Below are 24,373 nucleotides of genomic sequence, written 5' to 3'. Positions count from 1 at the left end.
AACAAAAAAATGAATACAATACAAATAAAAATGAGTACCGTCGTATTGCTCGCGACCCTCATGAGCGGACTCACCTCATGCAGCGATTTCCTTGATGAAAAACCCTACGGACAACTCACCTCTGAAAATTTTTTCAGTAACAAGGAGGATCTGGACGCATCCCTCAATTCGCTATACTCGGTCATTGCAGCTTCACAGGCCAGCAACAATCACATCGGTACCAATTTTCTAGCGGGCGATGATATCTCCACCCATCCGTCCAGCAACAAGCAGTCATTGCGGGAGTTTGACCAATTCAGTCCCACTGACAACAACACATGGATGGTAACCCTGTGGGAACAACGCTTCAAAGTGATCAAGGCGGCCAACTTTATCATAAACAATGCTGGCCGCACACCGGAAGTGCCACAGGAAACCATTGACAATGCCATAGCCCAGGCCCGTTACTGGAGGGCATATTCCTATTTTTACCTGGTAACTACTTGGGGAAAGGTCCCCATGATGCTGGAGGAAAAGATCGATTTCAACACTCCTCTGGAAACCGAGGAGAAAATCTACGAACAGATTCTGACCGACCTGAAATATGCCGAAGAAAAATTGCCGCCACTATACACGGAAGAACCGTACGGACGCAACGGCATAAATATCGCCGTCAGCCAGGGAGCGGTAAAAGCAACGCTTGCATATGTGTACATGTGCATGGCGGGATGGCCGCTCAACAAGGGGACAGAATATTACAAGATGGCCGCAGACAAGGCCGAAGAAGTTATTGACGCAGCAGATGAAGGTACCTACTACTATAAATTGCTTGATGAATACAGCCAGGTTCACTCTATAGCCTACAACCACAATAATCCTGAACTGCTGCTGGGCATATATTACAACCGGGACCGTACACCAAACTCAATCCCTGTGACCGACATACCCCTGGAGGTCATACAACATGGCTGGGGTGATACGAACGGGGAGATCAAGTTCTGGAAAGAGTTTCCGGAAGGTCCCCGCAAGGAGGCCACTTACTTCCCTAAAATCATACTGGCGGACGGACAGCCGCGTGACTGGTGGGAGGACCCCAGCAACCAGCGGGAGGTGGTGGCACCGGTCTTCATGAAAACGGTCGAGTCGGCTACCCGGGGAAAAGAATTCGATTACACGGATCCGACCTCCCTGCCAAGCAACGGGGAAAAGACCGTACAAATCATCCGCCTGTCACAGGTATATTGCTGGTTTGCCGAATCTACAGCACGTTCCGGACAGGTTACCCCAAAAGCGGTGGAGATGTTAAACCGCGTCCGCAACCGTGCTGACGGTAATCAAACGGATATGTACAACATTGCCATGCGTGCCGAGCAACTGGCTGAAGCTGCCTACAACGAACACGGGTGGGAAATGGCCGGATATTATTGGGGGGGACTTGCCTGCAGGGCAAGGGACATGTTCCGCATGTACCGTTTCAAGGAGCATTTCGAATACCGTAAACAGAATCCGGAAATAGAAGTGGCCCCAGGGGTATTCCGCAAAGAGAAGGTGCCTGTAACCGGCGCATGGGATGACAGCAGGATGTATGCGCCTTATCCATACGAAGACGCAATTTTGAATCCTAACCTGCAATAACACACATGTTCATCGACAGACTGGAAAAGACTGCGTGTGTCAATGAGGAGCTGATTCTCATTGATACACGTCTTGCCGTCTTAAAATATGGAGTCATGGTAAATCAGGCAATCATTAACTTGTATACACCAACTTCATACCGGGGTATCAGGGTGAAATGCATACGGTAGGGAAACAACCTGCCAATAACAGGTAACCTTGAAGACACGCAGATAATAGGGAGGGCATTCCACTGTATGGGAACGACAAAAAATGAAGAATTCGCTTTATAGTGGACTGGACTTCATGTGCAGAGGTAACAAAAGACCTCTGACCATAAAAGTAAAGCTGGCGAAAAGAAGAACGCTACTTTAATAGTGGAGAATATTTTACTATTTATAAAATAGGCTTAGTTTGTTTTGTATGGGTGAAGAAATGAACAAAACTTACAAATCTATTGGGAAATCTTTTCTTGAATATTAAAAGTTTATTTGTTTAAGCTTAACAAGAAAGGAATAGCTTAATAAGCTGTCCTATTATTCATTATAGTTTGAATGTTGTTTTTATAATTGATTGTTGGTGTTTACTATCGGTATTCTTTATGTTTTTCTCTCATTCTTGCCAGCCCACTTTTGAGGCAAGACAAGAATTGTGCAGATATGTCTGCCTTATTAGAGAATTAAACAATTGAAGTTGCGCCTGTCAGATGTACAATAGATAACAGCATTCAAAGAAAACGAAAGAACAAAAAATTTTTGGATAGTATTTCGTACAAAGAGGAAATATGGACACTGGTAACTACTCCCATTAATAAAACCTAAATGATAAATGACCTCCTCAATGGGTAATATAGTCATCAAGACTCAATTTAAATTTACTGTCCCATTCGAGAACGGCAAAGCAAAGATTGCCTTCTCCGGTGAAAACAAAGAAGTGCCCGATTTCAATGGTGAAAAGCATTACTGAGATAACCTTGATTAGTATTATATAAAATGGGATTAAAGTTTAAAATAATCTTTGGCTATGGTATTCTGATAGCCTTACTTATAGTTACAATTTATATATTCCGTAAAGAACAAATGAATCGTAACACCCTTCACCGAAACGAGAAGGAACTTGTCCATACTTGGCAATTGACAGAAGAAATCTGTATAGACCTTTTAGAACTTACCACAGAAGGCGAGATGGTGAGTGTTTGGAAAGAAAAAGACTATCTATCATATACAGAAAAACGGAAATGCATTTGTGATACACTACAAGTTCTGAAGAAAGACACTCATATACTTGGGCTTCAGAGCAGAATTGATACATTGTGTCTTCTTTTAGAGAAAAAGGAAAAGATACTTTATTGGATAATGAACACTTTTTATCAATTGAAGAATTCCACAGATATAATAGGTGAAAGAATACCGACAATCATCTCCCAAATCAAGAATATGCCAGCATCTTCCGATAGTGGGCAAGAAAAAACGTTTGAAAAGAAAAAAACTATCTGGTCCTTTTTTCGCAGAAAAGAGAAGCAATCGGCATATTTTAAACAAAAGGAAGAAAAAGAGACGAAAGAAACCCCTTCCAATATCACTACAGAAATGTTATATTCCTTAAACCGTGAAGTGGCAGAAAAACAGGATATGCAACGAAAGGCTTTATCGATTCAAATGGACAGCCTTTATACAAACAATCAGAACCTTAACCGGAAACTTAACAGTCTGGTCCGTGAACTTGAATCGGAAACTAACCATCGTATTTCCAACCGTTACAGAGAGTTGGCAGTGGAAAGAGAAAACTCTGATTCCATCATTGCCATATTTACAATATCTATTACATTGATAACCATTATATTGTATATCATAATACATAGAGAGTTAAATAGAAAATATAGGTATGAAAAAGAACTGGAAGCATCAGATGAAAGAAATAGGGAATTGTTGCAGTCAAGAAAAGACATGATGCTTTCCATCGCACACGATCTGCGTTCCCCACTAAGTACCATAAAGGGTGCTGCAGAACTCTTGCCGGAGGAGTCTGTACCGGAATGCCGGAGTGAATACCTGGAGAGTATATCACACGCATCCGACTATATGCTTACACTTGTTGAAACACTTATGAATTTTTACCTGCTGAATACGGAGCAGAACCGTTCCCAAATCTCGGTCTATAATCTGGAATCCCTGTTCAAGGAAGTCGCTGACAATTTTGTTCTGCAGGCGAGAAAGAAGGACCTTCGCTTTTCAAGCGAGTTCCTTGATATGAACATTGTTGTCAGCGGGGACCGGGGACAGCTGCAACAGATCATAAGCAATCTGATTGCCAATGCGCTCAAATTTACAGAAAAAGGGGGCATATGCCTAAGTGCCGAATATCACGGCGGTGAGCTGCGCTTTTCAGTACAGGATACAGGCTGTGGGATGGACAGCAAGGATACCGAACGGATATTCACAGCCTTTGAACGGCTTGAAAATGCCCGTAACGTACCGGGATTCGGACTTGGCCTGACCATATCATACCGTCTTGTTTCACGGATGGGCGGCAATATCCGTGTTGAAAGCCGCCCGGGGGAAGGCAGTACATTCATTGTCATTCTTCCCCTCCGGGAGGCGGACGAGAAATCTCCGATAGAGGAAAACGAGCCTGTATCCGTCATTTCAAGACTGAACGGCATTTCCGTGCTTCTGCTTGACGATGATATCAGACAGCTCCGCATAACGGGAGAAATGCTCAAGCGGCTCGGGGCGGACTGCACCCCATGTGCCACCAGCCGTGAACTCATAGCCCGGATAAGGGAGAAAAGCTATGATGTGTTGCTGACAGATATCCAGATGCCTGAAATGGACGGATTCTCCATTCTTGAGCTGCTCCGTTCCTCCAATATAGGCTGTGCAAACACTATTCCTGTAATAGCCCTGACCGCCCGTGTGGATGATGACATGAATTACCTCTCATGCGGATTTGCCGGCTGTATCCGCAAACCGTTCTCCATAGACAGGCTGTTTGCCGGCATATCCGGAATCATCGGAACGGTAAAGGAACGGGTATGGAAACCGGACTTGTCCCTGCTCTTTGCCGGAGAGGACAACCACAGGGAAATGCTGCGAATCTTTGTCGATGAAAGCCGTAAGGAACTCTCCCGGCTGCACGATGCGCTGCATGGAAATGACAGACAAGCCCTTCGGGATATCCTTCACAAGAACCTGCCGCTTTGGGAAACCGTGAACCTGGACTATCCGATGGAAACGCTTCATGAGATTGTCACAACGGATCCGGACAAATGGCAGGAAAAGCAACTCAAAGAAATATACAGGATTGAACAGGCTGCATCGAAACTGGTCATCCATGTTGAAAAAATGCAGGAGGAAGCACATGAAAAGAACAATACTGATAATTGAAGACGATATAATATTCAGCCGCAGCATCAGCAATTGGCTGAAGAAAAAAAATATGGAGACGGAATGCGTGGCATATCTTTCCTCTGCACGCAGGAAACTTTCATCCGGGGAGTATGACCTTGTCCTCGCAGACCTGCGTCTGCCTGACGGCAACAGTACGGAACTGTTAAGATGGATACATGAAAAGCATCTGAATATCCCATTCCTCATAATGACCAACTACGGCCAGGTTGAGAATGCGGTGGAAGCCATGCAGCTTGGTGCCGCAAACTACCTTTGCAAACCCATACAGCCGGACAGACTGCTGGAGTCCATTGGCAAGGTTTTCAGCCGTATAAAACATGATATAAATGAGTTCTACCGCGGAGAGAGTGACAAGGCCCGGGAGATGTACCGCCAAATAAGCCTGGTTGCGGCTTCCGACATATCCGTCCTTCTTCGCGGGGCTTCCGGTACAGGCAAGGAGCACATAGCCAGGGAGATGCATGAACAGAGCCGCAGAAAGTACAAGCCGTATGTAACGGTCGATTGCGGGGCCATTCCCGAAGAGCTTGCCGCATCTGAATTCTTCGGCCACCGCAAGGGCTCGTTCACCGGCGCTGACAGTGACAAGCCCGGACTGTTTCAGGAGGCTGACGGCGGGACACTCTTTCTTGACGAGATAGGCAACCTTTCCTATAAGACACAAATGCTCCTGCTTCGTGCCCTGCAGGAAAAATGCTACAAGCAAGTCGGCTCCACGAAAGAACGCCGCTTTGATATCCGTCTGTTGGCCGCCACCAACGAGAATCTGGAGAAAGCCATAACGGAAGGGCGTTTCCGTGAGGATCTGTTCCACCGTCTCAACGAGTTCACCATCAGAGTCCCCCTACTGTCCGAATGCCCGGAGGACATACTTCCCATGGCAAAATTCTTCCTTGATCGTTTTTCCAAGGAACACAGGGTCTCACTCCAGGGATTCGACAGCCTTGCCATAGCCGCCATACGGGAATACGGATGGCCGGGAAACATCAGGGAACTGAGAAATACCGTCCGCAGTGCCATGCTGCTTGCCACCAACGGCTGGATAACAGCCGGCAATATGAAACTTGACCTGAGTGTAAGACCGGAAGAGAATGTGATTCTCTCAGAAGACGAGAAAGAACGGCAACTGCTCGTGAAAATGCTTGAGCAGACGGGAAACAACCGTTCCAGGACGGCCAGACTCCTGAACATGAGCCGTACGACCCTGTACGAAAAGCTGAAAAGATATGGAATCATCTGATGCGGGCAAGGGTGTCGGAAAATCCGACTCCCATAGGATTAACTCTTTTTGTCTTGCATTCCGACAGGTTTCCTTTTATGTTTGACATTGGAAAAACAAGCCACAAAAAACGATGAGTTATGAAGATACACTCTCTACGCGGCAGACTGCACATGCAGATCTGCGACTTTGAACACCGGGAAAGAATGTGGAAAACAGGACCGGCGCAGGCCATGGGGCTTCCCCCCAAAAAAGGCAGCGTTCACAGGATCATAGAAACCGTTCTCCTTGTCCCGATAACAGACGACCTTTACAGGGAAACCGGCAAGGTCATCCGTTACAGACAAACACTTACGGGCAGTTTCACATTATTATACAGGAACAGGCCTTTTGCGGTCATATTTCTGCCCAATCCGGGAACCGGAAGGGTATTCATAAAATATCTGAACTCCAACGGTGTACAGTGTACAGCTTTGAAAGAGCTGTGGGACACGGAAGAGATTGCCGGATTTATCCGCCAGAACCTTTCCTGAAAGCCTGTCCAATGCAAGGGGGCTTACAAAAAGTGTACATATCCCTTACAATATTGTAAGGCAGGTGTACATTGTAGGTTTACACCCTATAGACAGCGTGGAATTTATCTGTCTGTCCGCCTGATATTTATAAGATTTCATGCCGGTTCCCATATATGAGGCATGGCATTGGCCCATACATAAACCGGATGTAACACTTAAATCAGGAGCGTATGGAAACATTAATAAGCAGCCGTCTGTTCGGACATTTTGCAGAAACCTTCCGGGAAGGGAAAACAATCACAGAGAACAAGGTAACCGATGCCTATGGAGAGTTCATATCCCAACTCTCCCTGCTGGCAAACGGGGAACAGGCAGTGATAGACAAGTTAAGGCATCTCAGGATATTGGAACTGGAACTTGATCTCTACAGAGACATACCGGGACACCGTCCTGAGCATATAATGGAAATATATCTTACAAAAACGACTTCCCTTGTCAAGATGGAAATCGAGCTCCTTCTCTTTTCAGTGGAGCATCCGGAGTGTCAGGTCTCCTCCGATATACAGAAAAAGCGTTCAGGCGTCCCATCCATACACTGGAACGGTTCCACCACCAGCCTTATGGAGCTGATAGCCTCACTGGACTACTCCGGTCTTATCACCAATGACAACGGTGCCCGCCAATCCTTTGCCGGCCTGGTTGCCGCATTTGAGGAATTCTTCAACATCACCCTTCCCAAGCCATACGACCTTCGTGCCGACCTTGCCCGCAGAAAGAAGAACCTCTCCGTCCTGCTTCCAAAACTCAAGGAGAATTATGAGAAAAACATAGTAAAATGCGGTCTCGGACAGCGTTGATACCGGGCAAAAAGCACCGTGTCCTTCAAAGTCATCTTTTGTCAGGGATAGTCACCCCGCTCCGTTTGGTACATAGCGGAATTCTCACTTATTTTGCCCCCATGAAAAGAAACCAAGAAAACATATGTCCTATGGCTAAAATCAAACAGACCGGCAAGCCGGCACAGGCTGCCGCCGGACAACCATGAAAGGGCGGGCGCAAGCCGAAGGATGAATCCGAACTTCATTCCTATTATTACGGGTTCCGCCTGGACGAGATGCAGAACATCGAATTCGAGAGGCTCTACGCGAATTCCGGCGCGAAGACCAGGTCGCAGTTCATCCTCTCGGCCATTTTCGGCAGGCCGCTGAAGGTGGTGAAGATCGACAAGGCCGCCACGGACTTCTACATCCGGCTGACGAACCTGCAGAGCGACTACCGCCGCGTGGGAGTGAACTACAACCAGGTGGCCAAGGCCGTCCACAGCGGGGAGCTGACCGAAAAGAAAGCCCTGGCCCTGCTTTACAAGCTGGAACAGCTGACCGTGGAGTACATCTCGCTGAACAAGGAGATCATCCGTCTCACCAAGGAATTCGAGCGATGGTTGCAAAGATAACGTCCGGGGTGTCCGTCTACGGGGCGCTTTATTACAACCAGGAGAAAGTGGACAAGGGCAAGGCCCGGACCCTGGCATGGAACCGTATCATGGAACGTCCCGACGGTACGGCCGGCATCCCGGAATGCATGCGCAGCTTCGAGGCCTACCTTGCCGCCAACCTCCGGACGGAAAAGCCGGTGATCCACCTCTCGCTCAACCCCCATCCCGATGACAGGCTCTCCGACGGACAGCTGGAGGCCATCGGGCGGGAATACATGGAGAAGCTGGGATACGGCGACCAGCCCTACATCATTTTCCGGCACGAGGACAACGCGCGCCCCCATATCCACATCGTCTCCCTGCGCATAGACGAACAGGGCAGGAAGATCCGGGATTACAAGGAGTGGGAACGTTCCATGAAAATCTGCCGGGAGCTGGAACAGAAATACGGACTGGTCCCGTCAACGAAAGAGGAACGCAAGGCCTCCGGTGCCATGACAGCGGTGGAATACCGCAAAGGCGATCTGAAACACCAGATCGCAAACGTGGTCAGACCGGCCCTGCAGGATTACCGTTTCCGCTCATTCAGGGAATTCAAGGCCCTGCTCGGACTCTTCAACGTGACGGTGGAAGAAGTACGCAAGAGTGTCGACGGAAGGACATGCCACGGGCTGGTCTATGCGGCACTCGATGAGAAGGGCAGACGCTGTGGCGTGGGCATCAAGTCCAGCGACATCGGCAGGAGCGTCGGTTACGAGGCCCTGAAAAGGAAATGCGCCCGGAGCAAGACGTGGATGAAGGCACATCCCGTACAGGAAAGCACAAAGGAGGCCATCCGGGAAGCCCTGCGTCAGGACACCCGGCAGGGATTCCTCCGGCTCCTGGCCGAAAAAGGCGTCGTCCCCATACTCTGGGAAAACGAACAAGGCGTGATTTACGGGGTGACCTACATCGACCACGGATCAAGAACGGTATTCAAGGGCTCGGCCCTTGGCAGGGAGTTCTCCGCCTCCGTCCTGAACAGGCTGTACGGCACGCCGCTTCCCATGACAATCCCCCATGGGGATGCCTCCTTGAAAGAGGAAAGGGCAAGAGGGGAAACCGGGCTTGCGGAAGGGCTGCTGGATATCCTCACGACGGAATCCCGTCCTTATCCGGGCGAGGAAACCGTGGAAGGCCCCTACGGAAAGAGAAAAAAGAAACGGAAACGCCGCGGCCCGCATATCGGCTAAAAGGGTTTCCCAAAAGATAAGACATAAGCAAAGTATCACCTGTAAAACAAGTAAAACATGTCACAAGAAGATGCCAGGGGACTCGGCAAGACCACCGACTTCATGCGGGCGGTCAGCATCCTGTTCCTCGTGATGAACGTCTATTATTTCTGCTATCCGTTTTTCCACCGCCTGGGATGTACCAACGGCATGGCGGACAGGATCCTTCTGAACCTGCAACGGGACACGGGGCTGTTCACCCATTCGCTGGTGACCAAGTCCTTCTGCCTGATGTTCCTCCTCTTCTCCGCAATGGGGGCCAGGGGGCGCAGACAGATGGAGATGTCCCGCCTGCGCATCGGCTGTGTCCTCATTTGCGGGCTGTCGTTCTATTTCTCAAGCGAGCTGCTGCTCACTTCCCCGTGGGACACCCGGCTTGTCACGCTGCTGTACGTCTCCGCCGTCACCGCGGGTTACATCTGCCTCCTGACCGCAGGCATGTGGGCCGGCCGCCTTCTGGGAAGCCGGCTGATGGATGACGTGTTCAACGAGGAGAACGAGTCCTTCATGCAGGAGACAAGGCTGATGACGAACGAGTATTCGGTGAACCTTCCGACCCGTTTCCATTACAACAGGAAATGGCATGACGGCTGAATAAACGTGGTGAACCCGTTCCGGGCAACCCTCGTGCTGGGCACGCCGGGCAGCGGGAAATCGTACTGCGTCATCAACCAGTTCATCAAGCAGCAGATAGCGAAGGGCTACGCGCTCTATTGTTATGATTTCAAATATCCGGACCTGAGCACCATCGTCTACAACCACCTGCTCCAAAACAGGGACAAGTACGCGGGAGACGTCCGGTTCTACGTGATCAACTTCGACGACCCGCGCCGCAGCCACCGCTGCAACCCGATCAACCCGGCCTTCATGTCGGATATCGCGGACGCCTACGAGTCGGCATACGTGATCTTATTGAACCTGAACAAGACCTGGATACAGAAACAGGGCGACTTTTTCGTGGAATCCCCGATCATCCTGCTGGCCGCCATCATATGGTACCTCAAGATTTTCGATGGAGGGAGATACTGCACCTTCCCCCATGCCATCGAGCTGCTGAACAAGCCCTACTCGGACGTGTTCACCATCCTGACCTCGTACCGTGAGCTTGAGAACTACCTCTCACCCTTCATGGACGCCTGGAAAGGCGGGGCGATGGAGCAGCTCCAGGGCCAGATAGCGAGCGCGAAGATACCGCTCTCGCGCATGATCAGCCCCTCGCTCTACTGGATCATGAGCGGGGACGACTTCACGCTGGACATCAACAACCCTGAGCAGCCCAAGGTACTGTGCGTGGGCAACAACCCCGACCGGCAGAACATCTATTCGGCGGCCCTGGGACTTTACAACGCCCGCATCGTCAAGCTGGTCAACCGGAAGGGAAAGCTGAAGAGCTCCATCCTGGTGGACGAGGTGCCGACCATCTATTTCCGGGGGCTCGACACGCTGATCGCCACGGCGCGGAGCAACAAGGTGGCGGTCTGTTTGGGAGCGCAGGACTTCAGCCAGCTGGTACGCGACTACGGTGAAAAGGAGGCGCGCGTGATCCAGAACACCATCGGCAACATCTTTTCCGGACAGGTCGTGGGAGAAACCGCGAAGAACCTCTCGGAACGCTTCGGCAAGGTGCTCCAGCAGCGCAAGTCCGTCAATATGACGAAAGAGGACACTTCCACCAACATCAGCACCCAGCTGGACTCCCTGATACCCGCCTCCAAGATATCCAACCTCTCACAGGGGATGTTCGTGGGAAGCGTATCGGACAATTTCGGAGAGACCATCAGGCAGAAAATATTCCACGCCCGGATCATGGTGGACAATGCCGGGGTGGAGGCCGAGACGAGGGCGTACAGACCGATACCCGTCATCACGGACTTCACGGGAGAGGACGGCCGGGATCATATGCAGGAGGAAATAGAGCGTAACTACTACCGTATCAAGGAAGAGGTGGGTGACATCATCCGCCGGGAGCTCCTGCGCATAGAAAACGATCCGAATCTGAGCCACCTGCTGGAGACGGACGGGGAATAACAGACTGATATAAAAACAGGATTGCCCTCCGGCAATCCGCCATTCAATAACCGTTTAATTTTAGTTTTATGACCGAGAAAAAGAAAAACATCGCCCTTCAGGGAAAACCCTGTTTCCCGTGGGTGGGCGGAAAGAGAAGACTGCTGCCGGTACTCACCGAATCCCTGCCGGCAGATTTCGGAAAGATGGAAACCTATGTGGAACCCTTCGTGGGCGGCGGCGCGCTGTTCTTCTGACTAAGACAGGCCCATCCCGGTATCCGCTGCGTGATCAACGATTCCAACGAGAGCCTGGTGAACGTGTACCGTGTCATCCAAAACTCCCCGGAGGAACTGATCAAGGCATTGGATGGTATCCAAAGAGAATACCATGCCTTGGCGGAGCACGCGGACAGAAGGGCGTACTTCATGGAGAGACGCACATTCTTCAACGAGGGTGGTCCTGACGATGTCACCCGCGCGGCGCTGTTCATCTTCTTCATGCGCACCTGCTACAACGGCATCTATTCGGTAAACCGCAGCGGCAAGCTCTCCGTGACGTTCGGTGCGGGCAACCGCGCGAAAATACTGGAAGAGGACCTGCTCCGCCTGAACCATAAACTGCTGCAGGGAGTTGTCATCCTGGATGGAGACTACCGCCAGACGGCGAAGTATGCCGGAGAGAAAACCTTCTTCTATTTTGATCCACCCTACAAGCCGGTCAACGAGTCGGGCGGCTGCACCTCCTACATGCCGGACGACTTCGACGACCACGACCAGATCCGCCTGGCCGAGTTCTGCAGGGACCTGGGGAATGCCGGCAGCAAATGAATGCTCTCCAACTCGGACCCGCGCGAAAAGGACCCGACCAATACCTTCTTCGACGACCTGTACGACGGCTTCCATATCCAACGGCTGAGCATCTTCCGCTCGGTCTGCTCCATCGCCGAGAAACGGAAACCGGTCAACGAACTGCTGATAAGAAACTATTAATAAGAATTGGAGTATGGGATAAACGTCGAAAACATATCCGATATCTGTACTGTAAACAAAGGACTACCCAAAATCGGGTAGTCCTTTGTCGTTACTTGCAGTTTAAAATTATCAAGGCTTGATGTGAATACCGGTACGGACTGCCGCCGGAAGCGGTTTCATTCCGGATAGCGGAGGGTGATCGCGGCATGCCCCTCTTTATAGCTCACCCTGAGCCCGAGCTTGTCCAGCTCCTCCCGGACAAGGGATTCCTCGAACCCTTCGGCCATGAATTTTTCCCTGAGCAGGCCGGCGACATTTCCCGTTCCGGTACTTCCGGAAAGAAAATCCTCCGTCCATTGTAGGAAACTTCCGCCCGTACGTACCAGGTTGTAGCGCCTCAGACAGAAGTTCTCCATGCTCTTCAGGTTGAATCCTTTGAAAGACAGCAGGTCGCAGAGAAGCGGCCCGTTGGCATCGTCCACCCTGATTTCCGCCGTCAGTACGCAGGCCGGCGTGCCTTTTTCTCCGGGAGCATTATAATAAAGCCGGATGTTGTCCCCTATATACAGCCCCATGGCATACACCATCTCTCCAGGGGATTCCGTCATGACGGGAAATGCCTGCAATCCGGCATCCTCCCCCCGCTTCAAAAGCACGATGTCCGGTTTTCCGGAACTCCTGTCTTCCGGCGGGCATGACACCATCGTTCCGTTGGTCTTTCTCCATCCGAGAAACCGCAGGCAGTTCCCTATATCTTTCAGATACCTTTCTTTCTCCCTACTTCCATCGAGATACGGGTGGAGCGTATCCACGATTTCGGCCCAGTTCTCATTCGTCTTCATATATTATTGTTTACAAATTTCTATAAATCAAGCCGTTTTGCAGTGGAAATATAGCTATTTTATCCCGACCGGTCAAATGAATTCCCTAAAAAGTCATGGGAGAACCGCTCATGTAACCTTCCCGTGATTTGTCAGAAACCGGGTACGGTCCATATCTCCTTCGGTCCGGCATGAAGTCTTGTCGGACTCTTTCCCCGTCCTTCCGTACGGGATCCGCCGGATGATTTTAATTGTACGGATTTTTTAATAACACATGAGTCTCCTCCGCCATATCCCTTTCCAGCTTTTTTATCAATTTTAATGAGAAACCGAATCTGGAAGAATATGAATGACAGGCAGGTCAGGATATTGTTTGAAAACAATAAAACCAATGGGTGTGATAAGCGCGGATAACAAAGGGAAATCCTTCTTTTTTGCAGATGTGAATGATAATCGGGCCTTTCATTCCGGCTGCAAAATAGGCAGTGCATCGGTAAAATGAAAGGAAGGGCCGGACTTTTGGCTCTCCCTTGTTACATGTCAGTCCCATCGTAGGACCGGTTACCGTTTTATCTTTCACCCGCTTCCCTGTTTCAGTTCCGCACATGGCTCCTCCGCTTTTTTCAGGCGGTGCTGCAGGAACTCGTTCAAATCCTTGTGAGGCAGGTAGTGCACCGCCTTGTCCGTCACGCTCCCGCACTGCCTTCTGATCTCCTCCGTGGTTTTCCGGCCCGCGTCATCATTGTCCAGGAAACAGCAGACATGCCCGTAGCCTTTCAGCACGTCCAACGCCCCCGGCAGATTACCGACCGAATTGAGCACCACGCAGTCCGGCACCGGCTTTCCCTGTTTGAGCGTAAGGTACGAGAGATAGTCCATGAAGCCCTCAAACACCAGGGCCGTCGCCTTTCCGTTCCCCCCGGCTCCATGCCTGAGATGCGTGATGTCCTTTGGGGAGGTCGAACCCTTGAAATAAGGGTTGCGTATCTCCAGGCCGCCCTTCCGGTTCCTGAACCCGATCCCGAAATACCATTTGCCGCGCGTGCGGTAATGGACCTCCACGCACTCCCCCAAGGCAATGCCGGAAGGAATCCCCCTCTTTGCCAGATAGTCCAGCAGCACCGTATTACGGAGCGGCGAGACGCGCAGCTCCTCGAATGCCGGAGGCGTGGCGGCCGCCTTCCGGGGTGCCTGGGCGGGCGTGGACACGGGGAAGTGTCCCTCTATGCCCTTCAATACGGAGGATATGTCGCGCGTCCCGTACAGCCTTTGCGCCAGGTCGATGATGCTTCCTCCCGTCCCCTCGCCGAAGTCGATTCACAGGTTTCTGGAAAGGCTGACCTTGAATGAGGGGGTACGCTCCTGTCTGAAAGGAGATCGGTACCACAAACTGTCCCCCTGTTCCCTTACGGGGGAGAATCCCATCCGCCGGAGGTAATCCTCCAGCGGAATCCTTTTCGCTTCTTCAATGTTCATGACTCGTCGTATGATTGATAAACAGTAAGAATTTAGAACCGCCTGCCGAACCATTCCACCGGGTCCAGCAGCCGGCCGTTTTTTTGCAGTTCGAAATGCAGGTGGTTGCCGGTGGACATCCCCGTGCTTCCGACCTTCCCGATGCGCTGCCCGATACGGACCGTTTCACCTTTCCTTACAAGGATCCGGCTCATGTGCGCGTACAGGGTGGAGTATCCACCCCCATGGTGGATATGGACGGTCCGGCCGTAACCCGGACTGTAGCCGGCGGAGATCACCCGGCCGTTTCCGGCCGAATATACCGGCTCGCCATACGGGGCCGCCAGGTCCACCCCCTTATGGAATATTCTCCGGCCCTTAAGGGGATGGATCCTGTATCCGAATCCGGAGGACACCCGGTAGCGGGTACGCCTGCCGTCAAGGGGAAACAGGACCGGATAGTCCGTCAGGACGGCGACCGTCCGCCGCAGCCCTCATTCCTCCGCTCATTTCCCCGGTTCCCGGACATGCCCGTTTAACATTTCCCCGCCGCCTTCCGCCGTTTTTCCCCCATCCTCCAGGCAGGCGGAAAGTGACAAAAGGTGACAAAACATGACTATTAATGACAACTTCCTCATAATCAATTTATTTAATGGCGAAGATACTAATTTTACCTCCCGAAATGATTCATTCACCTTTAAATTTAACAGTCATGCAAGAAGTAAATCCCGCTGCTCAAGGCAGCGAAAACGCCACTCAGGAACAGGGTTACCTGATGGCTTACGACAAGAAGGAACAGAAGGCGAAAGGCGTCAAGGGCATCGCGGCAAACGGTGAGCTGGAGACGCTCGAGGCCAGCGAACGGAACAAGGGGCAGTTCGTCCGCGTGGACCGCTTCGGGAATTTCTTCACCAACTTCGGGAAGAACTTCCTCTACCAGTACAACAACCCCACACGTTTCTCCCTTTACCGGATGGAGGAAAACACCCCGGTGGAACAGGCCGCCAGGAAAATCGAGGAGGCCCAACGCCCCGAGAACGAGGCCGTCCGCCGCGAACTTTCCAAGAACAACCGAATCTACAACAACCATTTCTTCAACGAACGGGAGATCAACTGGCAGCAGGCGGAGCGTTACGGCCTTACCCCGGAGGTGCTCAAACAGACGGGCGATATGGAAAAACTGCTGCAGGGCAGGCAGTCCGGCATAGCCTATGACATCTCCATGAACACCGAGCTGGGACGTCAGAAGGGGGATGCCAAGCTCTCGCTCTTCCGCGACGAGAACGGGGCGGTCAAGTTCGACCTGCACTTCATCCGCCAGGCACCGAAAGTCGGACAGGAATACCGGGGATACAAACTGGAGGAGGATGTGCTGGAGGCATTGAACCGTACCGGCAACGCGGGCCGGATTGTCAACCTGGTCACGGACTACCGTACCAGGGAAACGAAGCCCTGCTACCTGTCCAAGGACCCGGTGACCAACGAGATGTTCTTCCTTCCGGCAGACCAGGCACGCTGTCCGCGCAAGATAAAGGACTATGCGCTGAGCGACAAGGAATACGCCGACTACGCCGCAGGAAAAGAGATACCCATCGAGTTCAAGTCCTCGAACGGGAAGGTGTACCGGACCTCCATCCAGATGAGTGCTGCCGAACGCGGTACGGAATTCCTGTGGGAACGCAGTACCCTCAAGCCGGAGAAAAAACAGGGGCAGGAACAGACGGCCGGCCTTAAGGAGACTGCCGGGAAACCGGCCAGACGGACCAGACAGACCATAACCCCCAAAATGTAACCGGCCATGACATCCGCAAATGAGAACATCAGGCAGCTGGAAGGGCTGTTCCGAGAGGACGGCGCAGGCGGTCTCCTTGTCTGCTACGAGACGGGCAGGGAGAAGCCCCATGCCGACTCCTCCTACCAGCTTTATCCTGTCGACCCGGACCGGAAGGGCATGACCTGCCAGTTCCTCAGCCTCCTGCATGTCGGGGTGGAGACCGCCCGGATATCGGCATTCATTCCTGACACCCGTATGGAGGTCTACCGCTTCCCCCGCATGTCCGGCCTTCCTCCCTTTTATCGGGATACCCCCGTCAAAGAGTATATCACCGGCATGCTGCTGCCCCATATCAAAAGGAACAGGCTGAAGCCGGTGGTAAGTGTCAACCTGCGCGACATGGTCTTCATACGCTCCGAAGGGCTGTCTGTGGAACCGGGCGGCATTCTCCGTCTCGATGCCGGGCAGATCGACCGGCTCGTGGAGTTCCGCCGACGGCAGGACGGGCTGGCCGCAAGGTACAAATACATCCCCGGGTACAAGCTGCCCCTGCGCGTCATCGAGACTCCCAAAGGTGTACTGGTGTTCAGCGGCGGCGACATCGGAAGGGAAGGGACCGAAAACTTCTATAAGTTCCTGCTGGGGAACTATTTCTCGATGCACGCGCCTTCCGGTCCCGTCAGGCAATACCGCGTGGATTCCCCTTCCGGAAGGCTGTACGGGCTCACCGACACCGCCTTCCGGAAAGAGGCGGAAACAGGCAGGTACATATTCGACCTTTTCGACGCGTACGCCGATATCGGGGCGTCGGAAAAGAAAGGATGGGTGTTGGAATTCGCCACGGACATGGCCCCTTCCGATACGGAATACCGCCGCCTGGAGGACTTCTCCGGCTGCCGGCCGGAAGGGAACAACAGGGATATCTGCCGGCTGCTCACCCTGCAGAAGCACTTCGACAGGGACATCATCCTCGATCCGGCTTTCGCCTACCATTTCCGGTTCAAGGAATTCGTCAGGAGGATGGATGATTGCGTGAACGGCCTTTCCAAGGGGGACAGCATGGAAAAAATACTGGAGGAGATGCGGGAGAAGTCGGACCGTATCTTAAGGACGGATTTTCTGGTACGGGGATACGGCACTCCGGAGAGAGTAAAAAGGAACAGGGTCGAAAAAACCGAAAGGAACAACAGGATAAAACGATAATACGATGGACAGCAACAGACTATCTTCCGAACCTTATTTCAATCCGCAGCAGCCCGGCACGGTCTGTATCGCCATAGACAGGTACGGCCATTACCGGCCGTCTTCGGAAAATGCCCTGCGTTTCCTGCAGCAGGGTGACGTGGAAACCGGAGTAAGGCATTTTCTGGACGACAACGTGAAGGCCGCCTCCCTCTGCACATACGTGCCGGACGTGACACTGCTCGTCTTCCGTTTCCAAAGCATGAAAGACGTGCCGCCACCCGTGTCGGGACAGACGGCCGACCGCTACATACGTGACACGCTCCTTCCTTTTCTGGCCTCGGAAAGCCGGTTGCCGGAAAAGAAAATCACCCTTGCCGACGCGGTATATTCCACCCTGACCAGGGGAACGCCGGACTGCTCCGTGCTGAAAAAACACTTCATGCAGGAGACCGGCTACATCGAATTCCTCGGGAGGCAGCGCGAAAGGAAGAATATCTACCGCCTGCAGCCGGAATACGTGCTGCCCCTTACGGTGGTGAAAAATGATTTCGGTTACCTGCTTTTCTCCGGCAACGAGACCGGCAGGGAGGGGTTCAGGGCCTGCATCCAGCATGTGGCGGACCACTATTTCGACCCGCACTGCGACATGGGCCGGCTGGACATCTATGAATGCCCCGTCCTGAAGGGAAAGCTGCCTTCCTTTATTGACACGGTATACGCCCCTTTCCGATACTTTCCGGTAAACCGGTTCGATTTTTCCCCTCACCGCCATGTCGCCCCGTCCGCGCTGCCGGAGGGATTCACGGAAGGGCTGGTTCCCCTATACAGCCATCCGCTGCGTCCCGACGCGGATAGTTTCGCCGGTTTCATCTCACGCTTCAAGGACGATGAGAGGACACAAACGACCGTCAGCCGGGAGAACTACGACATCTACCGGCTGCTGACCGTCATGCGTAACGGCTATATGAATGTCCATGAGAAACCGTTTACGTACTTCGACACCCTGCTGCCGGTGGCAAGGAAGCTGGAACAGGTCACGCAGGTGAAAAACGCCGCCGCATTCAACGCGGACGATTTCAGGATCTATTCCTCGGTTCTCAGCCGACAGGCGGAAGCCATCCTGCAAAGGGATTTCGATGTGAGGGGGCACCGTTCCATCGTAAACGAGCTGGATGACGGAAACCTTGCCTTCACGGTAGGCCGCGTCAAGCTGAACTCCGTCCAAAGGGCGGTGCTTCACGACGGGCACGCGGTGCATCTTCCGGAGAATGACTCTCCGGAAAACCGCCGGCAGGCGTACTGCATGGCCGACAGGTTCGAAAACCGGCTGGTAACATCGGCAAGGCCGTTCCCCGGCGTGCGGACATACCGGATGACAAGCGACGGGCTGATCCGACCGGTTGATCCGGAACCTGACGGGAAAGCGAAAAAAAGAGAAACGAAGTCCAAGAGTAACAAGCCTAAAATATAGCCATGATCAGAAAAGAGCAAGTCAGAATCAGGATGCGGATTGTCGGGGACGATCCCGAATCCCCTGAAAGCTATCCGTACAAGGGAACCGTCACCGCCCTTTGCGAGACAGGCCGGAATGAGACGGACTTTTACATTGTCATCAAACTGGACGGGGAATCCATGAGACAGCCGGAAATATCAAGGTGCTGTCCCGAAGGCATCATGAGGTGCTTCCCCTGGACTGTCAGTCCCGAGGAAAAACCGGAAAAACGAAACAATATCCCTTCCACGGCTTATACGACCGTGGAGACATCCCGGGGTTTCCTCTTCTTCACCCATACGGAAGAAGGCAGGAGGAGCCTTCGGGAATTCCTTCAGGAAATGGCAGATACCTATTTCGAGCCGTCATTCGACCTGGGACCGGTATGCGTCTATGAGGCGGAAGGTGTACTTACTGATCTCTCTCCGGTCAATCCGGAGAAAATCTCCCTTGCGGCATATCCCTACGCGCGAAAGCCGGAGGATTTCCGGCTGGATGTCCGTTACCGGAACGGGATGAGACCGACGGCAGAGGATTTCCGCAGCTTCTGTCACAATGCCGGTTGCACGGTCAGCCATCGTAACGGAAATATCGCCGACACCCTGGAGGCCCCGGAGCGTTACGACAGGCATTTGGAAACGCTCCGGCACATGCCGGAAACGGCTCCCCACGAAGAGGATGAAACCTGCAAAACCAGGCAGCAGCTGCAAAGGCTGCCGGACTCCGCCTATGATGTCCGCGGACACCGCACGGCAGGAAGGATACCGGATGATCCCGCTCACGCGTATGCATGGGTAGATAGGAATACGGACCGCATCGTCTTTGGCAGCCGCCCGCCCGGAGACCGGGAAACCGCCGGGTTCAAACGGGATACGGGAAAGAGGTCCTCCGCTTCTCCGAGAAGTACAAAAAAGAAGACCGGACCCCAGCATAAAATGTAAAATTGTAAAATCAAGAAAGACAGTATGGAAAAGAAAAACAAGACAACACCTTTGAAAGTGGTGCGGCGGGAGTCCGGTTATCTGCTGTTTTCCGACAGCAATACCGGCAAGGAAGGCCTTGAAAGCTATCTCCAGCATACCGCCGACCATTTCTTCGATCCCCATGCCCATGACGGGGCCCTGGAAATTTATGAGTATTCCGGTTTACGGAAGGAGCTGGCCTCCCATATCAACAGCAGCTGCCGCAGGGGACTTTTACCGGGCGGGGACAGAAAGGGCGGGCATGTTTCCTCCGGTCTCCTCCCGGCAGAATTCATCAACCGCCTCGAACCGAAACTTTACGTTCCCATGAATCCGACATCCGAGGGGTATTCCGGGCTGTTCTCCCAAGTGAGGGGATATATGGGGCTCGAACTATCCCGAAAGCCGGAGAACGAGGATATCTACCGCCTGCTCTCCATCAGGGAACACGGTTATATGAACATCCATGACAAGCCGTTCACCTATTACCGGGAGCTGCTGCCCCTGGCCGAGCAGCTTGAAAAGGTGACCCAGGTCAAATCCGCCGGCCTGTTCGACGTGCAAGCCTTCAAGGAACTTTCCCTTAAAATAAGAAAAGCGGCGGAGGATATACTTCACCGGGACTTCGACGCAAGGGGCCACCGGCCGCTGGAGAAATACCTCAATGCCCCCGATACCTCCCTTCTTGTGGGAAACAGGGTACTGGACAAGGCGCAACTCGGGATACTGGCCAAAGGGAACGCCCTGTACCTGCCGGAGAATGACCGCCCCTCCTCCCGGCACCTGCTGTACTGCATGGCGGACTTTACACGGAACAGACTGCTGGTATCCGGTGAACCGTTCCCGGTCAGGACCTACCGGGTAAAGGACGGCGTCCCGCATCCCGTCAGTCCGCGGGAAAAGGTACCGGAGAAGAAAAAGACCACCCGTAAATCCGCAGGCAGGAAAATATCATAACCTGCCGGGATATAAAGAAATTTAAAATATCACGATATGGAAAAAGAAACCGATTTGAAACAGAACGGGCCGGTCGTCCTTTTCAATGTGGACAGAAAAGGCAGGCTGGCGGACTATGCCGTATGCCACAGCGACCGTGAATGCGGCGATTATCTGCTCCGGCAGGCGGAGCTGGCCCTGGGCGGGGCGTATGTCCCCAATGAATCCGTATTCTGCCTGGCGGGGGCGGAACGGACGGACGACGGCCTTCCGGAACTGCTGGACAACTATATCCGAGAAGGCGACATCCGCGACCTGCCCTCGATTGACCTGCGCAGCCTCACGTTCATCCATGAGACCACGGGGGGCGGCCTTCCGGAAGGGATGTGGGCCATACTGGAAAAGACGGGACGGCTGGCGGACAATCCCGATAATAGAAAAATGCTGGAAGCGTACCATGCCTACCACGAAAAAAGGGAGAATGCCCTGCCCGGGCGCACCCTCTCCGCCGTCCGCACGGACAAGGGCGTGCTCCTGTTCGACGACTCGGGCCGGGGACTGCAATGTCTGGAAGGTTACCTGCAGTACCACGCGGACCGGTATTTCTCCCCCGAACTCCACGGGCTGGAGAAACTGGATGTATACCACTTCAGTACATCCGATAAATGCATATCGGACGCGGCCAAAAGGTGCGCCTTTATGTTCACCCTGCAAGGCCGGCGTGAGTTCGTCCCCAAAAAGGCGGGTTATCTGCCGGACTCCCTTGTGGCCGGACTCCATCCGTCAGCCGGCTGTCCCATGCATGCGGACGGTGAGGCGTTCCGGCGGTTTGTCAAGACCTTCGGCCTGAATGTCACGGACGAGGCGAATGAAATCGCCGCCCTGACCGAAATCCGTGCCGGAGGACTGTCGGATCCCGGACAGCTGGAGAAGGTATCCGTCCACCGGGCCGGATTCCGCAGCCTGTATGAACGCCGGCAGGCCTGCCTGAAAAGGAATGACATTGTGATGTACCGGGCACTCGGACAGGCCTCCAGGGACATGGCGGAGAGAATTCTCAGAACAGAATATAAGGTACGGGGATACGCGCCTTCCATAGCGGAAAAGGAAACCGGGCACAGAGCCGGTCCGCCTGCCGGTAAAAAGAAGACAAACCGATGGAGGAAAACAGATGGAACCCCTAAAAGACGGATATAGCATGGCATGGTGGCTGGAACGGCTGAAAAGGCCTTGGAAACGCCCCCGGAAGGAAACGTCCGGAAACCTCTATCTGGAGCTGTGTCCGGACAACCGGATAAAATCCTTCATGGTGGTCCGGCACAGGCCGAAAGGCACGGATCCCTTCATGGAATTCATCGGGCATACCGCCGACAAAGCCATAAGGGAGGGAAACGGGCAGGTTCCGGACAACCTGCTGCTGGCCCTGGAAGGAGTACCGGAAAGAATGCTTCCGACAAGGGAGGAGCTCCGGGAGGAACGCCCCGGAAACATATGGAAGCTCATCTCCGGATATGGCGAAATAACCGGAGGAAAACCGGTACCGCTCAGACGGGCCGTCTACCTGAGGGCGCACGGAAGGGAGATAGACCGTACCGCACTCGAAGAGATGGGGCTTTCACCCGGCTGCCGGAACTACGAGGCCTATGAGACCGCCATGGAAAGGGCCTCGGAAGGGAAGAAAGCCCTGTTCCGCCTTACCCTCGTGAAGACGGAACGGGGTGTCGGGGTGTTCAATGACGGACTGCAGGGCCCGGAGCGTATGCGCGGGATGCTGCAGGAGATGGCGGACCGTTTCTATTCCGCCGCATGGGAAGGAATGAAAACGCTTTCCATATACCGGATCGAGACAGCCTCCCGGAGGCTGCTGGAAATGTCACGGGAGAACAGACGGGATTTTCCCGCCTCCCGGCCCCCGCTGGAAATCCTTGCCCGCTATCTCCCGACAGCATCTTTCGACATGTCGCCCACGGCGGAGAACCTGGAGCGTTTCGTGAGGGCCAACTCCCTGGCGCTCTCCGCAAACAACCGGGAGATCATGACCCTGCAGGATATCGCCCGGAAGGGATACGCCCACCTGTATATGGACGGTCCGTTCCGTTACAGGAAGGAGTTCGCCGGTATCGAGAAGGAACTCCGCATGCTCGCAAGGGAAAGGGAACTGTACCGCAACTTCCCTTATAAGGAGAGGATGCACGACCTTCGGGAAAGGTCCATGGCGGCCGCTGAACTCCTTCTGAAAAGGGAAGGGATCCGCAGGGATACGCCATCCGTTCCCCAAAAGACGGACAAGTATGCGGAAAGGATACAGGCCATGGCGGAATGCCCGGAAAAGGGCATGATCCCCCCATCCTCCGGTGAAAAGAAAAAGGAACCGGCCCGCAAGCAAAAGGGACCGGCCTTCAGAAAAGTGAAACCCCAATTATAAACCGCAATGGAAACAACAGGAACACCCACACCCGAAGAGCTGCTCGACGCCGGCAGACGCACCATCGACCGCAAGGCGCTGCAGAAGACCATAAAGGATATTTTCTCATACCGGAACCCTCTCCGGCAGTTCATGGAAAACTACCGTTTCAATGTCATCCGCTGGAGTGCCACCAACCTGAGGAAACCATCCTTATGGAAGCGCGCCGGCCTGTTCTTCAACACCGGAGGAATTCCGGGGATTCTCCGTGAGAATTTCCGGCAGAACCGCGCGGACCTGCTCGCCCGGTGGGAACGGGGCGTCATAGGCGACATCAACCGCTCGCTCATCCGCCTGGGGAGCATACCGCTTTCCTCCAAGCCCCGCGACCTTTCCCGGCAGCTGAAGGACATATCCAGGAAAATATACCGGATGACCACTTATGACCGCTGCCCGAGCCTGCTTCAGGAGAGTCTGCTGCTGTCCACCTACGAGTATATATTCGCCTCGCCGCATGAGAGGAAATTCGGAAACCTGTGCCCCGACGAGATCTGCGGGATGCTCCGACAGAACGGTGTCCCGCAGGAAAGCCTCTGCTACCAGAACTACGAGAGCATCCTCGCCGGAAGGGAGACGGTCCTTTACGAGTTCACCTCCGACGGGAAAGCCACCCTGTATCTCAAGCCGATGGACCATGTGAGACTGGAGATGACCTCCAAAGGGTATGACATGGTCCCTATGGGGATTCCTCCCGCCCGGACACTCCCTTCCCCCGCGGAAAGCATGGGGAATATGCCGCAGCTTTCCGAGAAGATCGGAAAAACAAAGAAAGCCCGGAGCGGAGAGAAACCCGCCAAAGGAGCCGGGAAGTCGAAGAAACGTCCCCAAATAGGATAATCCATAAACAACAGATAATAACC

At 53.2% G+C, this 24,373-nt stretch carries 19 protein-coding genes and 3 pseudogenes; 18 read left to right on the top strand and 4 right to left on the bottom strand.

Annotation, left to right across the window (positions count from 1 at the left end; translation table 11 throughout):
* The first annotated feature begins 9 nt into the window (after window positions 1–9).
* From BXY_RS11765 to BXY_RS11715, 10 genes and pseudogenes are all read left to right on the top strand, one after another.
* Window positions 10–1,614, top strand: a complete 1,605-nt coding sequence (locus BXY_RS11765) for a RagB/SusD family nutrient uptake outer membrane protein (RefSeq protein ID WP_005798072.1) — start codon at window positions 10–12, stop codon at window positions 1,612–1,614.
* Between the two features lie 819 nt (window positions 1,615–2,433).
* Entirely contained in the window at window positions 2,434–2,559 is a 126-nt protein-coding gene (locus tag BXY_RS23730; RefSeq protein WP_005798077.1) for a hypothetical protein, read from the top strand.
* 26 nt (window positions 2,560–2,585) lie between these two features.
* Window positions 2,586–4,979 (top strand): hybrid sensor histidine kinase/response regulator, encoded by a 2,394-nt coding sequence (locus BXY_RS11755; RefSeq protein WP_015531991.1) that lies wholly within the window; start codon window positions 2,586–2,588, stop codon window positions 4,977–4,979.
* Entirely contained in the window at window positions 4,954–6,243 is a 1,290-nt protein-coding gene (locus BXY_RS11750; RefSeq protein WP_015531990.1) for a sigma-54-dependent transcriptional regulator, read from the top strand. Before BXY_RS11755 ends, BXY_RS11750 begins: the two co-directional genes overlap by 26 nt.
* Window positions 6,244–6,362: 119 nt before the next feature.
* Entirely contained in the window at window positions 6,363–6,755 is a 393-nt protein-coding gene (locus tag BXY_RS11745; RefSeq protein ID WP_005681862.1) for a hypothetical protein, read from the top strand.
* Between the two features lie 212 nt (window positions 6,756–6,967).
* Complete coding sequence (locus BXY_RS11740) at window positions 6,968–7,594, top strand: RteC domain-containing protein (protein WP_005681863.1); 627 nt, start codon at window positions 6,968–6,970, stop codon at window positions 7,592–7,594.
* Between the two features lie 194 nt (window positions 7,595–7,788).
* Window positions 7,789–8,190, top strand: a pseudogene (gene mobA, locus BXY_RS11735) (conjugal transfer protein MobA); the annotation flags it as partial.
* Window positions 8,175–9,404, top strand: coding sequence for a conjugal transfer protein MobB (mobB, locus tag BXY_RS11730; RefSeq protein WP_005681867.1), 1,230 nt, complete (start codon window positions 8,175–8,177; stop codon window positions 9,402–9,404). The pseudogene mobA and the gene mobB, both read left to right, overlap by 16 nt.
* A 57-nt stretch (window positions 9,405–9,461) precedes the next feature.
* Window positions 9,462–11,471, top strand: a pseudogene (mobC, locus tag BXY_RS11725) (conjugal transfer protein MobC).
* A 68-nt stretch (window positions 11,472–11,539) separates the two neighbouring features.
* Window positions 11,540–12,280: pseudogene (locus tag BXY_RS11715) on the top strand (DNA adenine methylase).
* A gap of 320 nt (window positions 12,281–12,600) precedes the next feature.
* On the opposite strand, the gene BXY_RS11710 reads toward BXY_RS11715, so the two are convergent.
* The 4 genes from BXY_RS11710 to BXY_RS11695 form a co-directional block, all read right to left on the bottom strand.
* Entirely contained in the window at window positions 12,601–13,266 is a 666-nt protein-coding gene (locus tag BXY_RS11710) for a hypothetical protein (RefSeq protein WP_005681872.1), read from the bottom strand.
* Between the two features lie 555 nt (window positions 13,267–13,821).
* A complete protein-coding gene (locus tag BXY_RS11705; protein ID WP_226789649.1) occupies window positions 13,822–14,481 on the bottom strand; it encodes a toprim domain-containing protein in 660 nt (219 codons plus the stop codon).
* 272 nt (window positions 14,482–14,753) lie between these two features.
* Complete coding sequence (locus tag BXY_RS11700) at window positions 14,754–15,053, bottom strand: M23 family metallopeptidase (protein ID WP_232301848.1); 300 nt, start codon at window positions 15,051–15,053, stop codon at window positions 14,754–14,756.
* Between the two features lie 85 nt (window positions 15,054–15,138).
* Window positions 15,139–15,309: a hypothetical protein gene (locus BXY_RS11695; RefSeq protein ID WP_156343351.1), complete on the bottom strand. Its 171-nt coding sequence runs from the start codon at window positions 15,307–15,309 to the stop codon at window positions 15,139–15,141.
* Window positions 15,310–15,412: 103 nt separating this feature from the next.
* Between BXY_RS11695 and BXY_RS11690 the strand changes: the two genes are divergently transcribed.
* The 8 genes from BXY_RS11690 to BXY_RS11655 are packed head-to-tail and all read left to right on the top strand — an operon-like array spanning window position 15,413 to window position 24,350.
* On the top strand, window positions 15,413–16,492 hold the full coding sequence (locus BXY_RS11690; protein ID WP_015531982.1) for a DUF4099 domain-containing protein: 1,080 nt from the start codon (window positions 15,413–15,415) through the stop codon (window positions 16,490–16,492).
* Window positions 16,493–16,498: 6 nt separating this feature from the next.
* Window positions 16,499–17,677, top strand: a complete 1,179-nt coding sequence (locus BXY_RS11685) for a DUF6047 family protein (RefSeq protein ID WP_005681877.1) — start codon at window positions 16,499–16,501, stop codon at window positions 17,675–17,677.
* A 4-nt stretch (window positions 17,678–17,681) separates the two neighbouring features.
* Window positions 17,682–19,130, top strand: coding sequence for a DUF6047 family protein (locus tag BXY_RS11680; protein ID WP_015531981.1), 1,449 nt, complete (start codon window positions 17,682–17,684; stop codon window positions 19,128–19,130).
* Between the two features lie 2 nt (window positions 19,131–19,132).
* Window positions 19,133–20,092, top strand: coding sequence for a DUF6047 family protein (locus BXY_RS11675; RefSeq protein ID WP_208946804.1), 960 nt, complete (start codon window positions 19,133–19,135; stop codon window positions 20,090–20,092).
* Between the two features lie 24 nt (window positions 20,093–20,116).
* Window positions 20,117–21,070 (top strand): DUF6047 family protein, encoded by a 954-nt coding sequence (locus BXY_RS11670; protein WP_005798099.1) that lies wholly within the window; start codon window positions 20,117–20,119, stop codon window positions 21,068–21,070.
* 36 nt (window positions 21,071–21,106) lie between these two features.
* Complete coding sequence (locus BXY_RS11665; RefSeq protein WP_015531979.1) at window positions 21,107–22,246, top strand: DUF6047 family protein; 1,140 nt, start codon at window positions 21,107–21,109, stop codon at window positions 22,244–22,246.
* 1 nt (window position 22,247) lies between these two features.
* Window positions 22,248–23,474 (top strand): DUF6047 family protein, encoded by a 1,227-nt coding sequence (locus tag BXY_RS11660; RefSeq protein WP_177989137.1) that lies wholly within the window; start codon window positions 22,248–22,250, stop codon window positions 23,472–23,474.
* A gap of 6 nt (window positions 23,475–23,480) precedes the next feature.
* Entirely contained in the window at window positions 23,481–24,350 is an 870-nt protein-coding gene (locus BXY_RS11655; protein WP_015531977.1) for a hypothetical protein, read from the top strand.
* Window positions 24,351–24,373: the final 23 nt, after the last annotated feature.

Origin of the sequence: Bacteroides xylanisolvens XB1A (assembly GCF_000210075.1) — a bacterium.
Lineage (GTDB): Bacteria > Bacteroidota > Bacteroidia > Bacteroidales > Bacteroidaceae > Bacteroides > Bacteroides xylanisolvens.
Note: the sequence above shows the minus strand (reverse complement) of the source record. Positions and strands in the feature narration are given on the sequence as shown.